This is a genomic window from Roseateles sp. P5_B10 (genome assembly GCF_056400485.1).
On the sequence record NZ_JBFULE010001154.1, the window covers coordinates 1 to 1,285 of the forward strand.

Consider the following 1,285-nt stretch of genomic DNA (forward strand, 5'->3'; position numbering starts at 1 on the left):
CTCCCCAAGGAGACCAACCAGATTCGCGTCACAAAACCGGAAAACATCGAAATCTCGGTCAGCAAGGACGGTGACGTCTACTGGGGTACCAAGCTGATTCCCGACATGGAGGAGCTGGTCAAGCGCCTCGGCAAGGAGTCGGTCAAGAACCCGCAGCCCGAGGTCCATATTCGCGGCGACGACAAGGCGCGCTACGAGTCGGTCGGTCGCGTGATCTTCGCCAGCCAGCGTGCCGGCATCATGAAGGTCAACTTCGTCACCGAGCCGCCGGCTCGCAACTGATCCCAGGAGTCAAACATGGGAATGAATGTCGGAAGTTCGTCGGGAGATGGTGACCCCGAAGTCATGATGGACGTCAACACGACGCCGCTGATTGACGTGATGCTGGTGCTGCTGGTGATGCTCATCATCACCATCCCCATCCAGCTGCATACGGTCAACCTGGACATGCCACCGCCGAGCACGACGCCGCCTCAGCAAGACCCGGTCGTGCACACCGTCATGATCGACTTCGACGGCACTGTCTACTGGGATGAAGCTGCGCTGGCGAACAGCAAGGACGCAGTCGACGCCAAGATGCAGGAAATCGGCGCGATGCCGATCAGCGATCAGCCTGAAATCCATATCAAGCCGAACAAGCTGGTGGACTACGGCGTCGTTGCGGCGGTAATGGCCTCGGCCCAGCGTAACAGCGTCAAGAAGATGGGCATGGTTGGTAACGAGCAATTCGTCAAGTGACGTCTGCGGGACCGCTGACCACGATACTGTGATGCGCGCTGCCCGAAAGGGCGGCGCGTTTTTGCTTTGCAGGAGAGCAAGTTGAAGACTCTGAAAACCATGGTGGCCGTCGCCGTTGGCGCCCTGGCCCTGACCCTGAACGGCGCGCCCGGCGCGGAGTTCGGCTTCAGCCAGGCGGCCGCCCAGGACAGCGTGCGCAAGGAAGTCGGCACGCCGCTGACCGAGGCCAGCAAGTTGGTCAAGGCCGGCAAGTACAAGGAAGCGCTGGGCAAGCTGCGCGATGCCGAAGCCGTGGGTGGCCGCACCGCCGGCGAAACCAATGCCATCGAAGGCGTGCGTTTCTCTGCCGCGATGGGCGCCAACGATCCCGACACGATGGCGCGCTCCTTTGACGTGCTCAAAGGCGCGGGCAAGCTGGGCCAGGCCCAGCAGCTGCAGTACATGGAGGCCATCGCCGGCACCTATCTGCGCAACCGCGACAACGGCAAGGCCCTGACCTGGGCGCAGCGCTACTTCAAGGAAGGCGGCAACAGCCCGACCATGAAGC

Annotated in this window: 2 protein-coding genes and 1 pseudogene; all 3 read left to right on the plus strand. The window is 62.1% G+C overall.

Annotated features, from left to right (window positions below; genetic code table 11):
- On the plus strand, nt 1-282 hold a 282-nt coding region (locus AC1DU6_RS31670), incomplete at its 5' end, for an ExbD/TolR family protein (RefSeq protein WP_477862146.1).
- A gap of 15 nt (nt 283-297) precedes the next feature.
- A complete protein-coding gene (locus AC1DU6_RS31675) occupies nt 298-738 on the plus strand; it encodes an ExbD/TolR family protein (protein ID WP_200955287.1) in 441 nt (146 codons plus the stop codon).
- An 81-nt stretch (nt 739-819) separates the two neighbouring features.
- Nucleotides 820-1,285: pseudogene (locus AC1DU6_RS31680) on the plus strand (tetratricopeptide repeat protein); the annotation flags it as partial.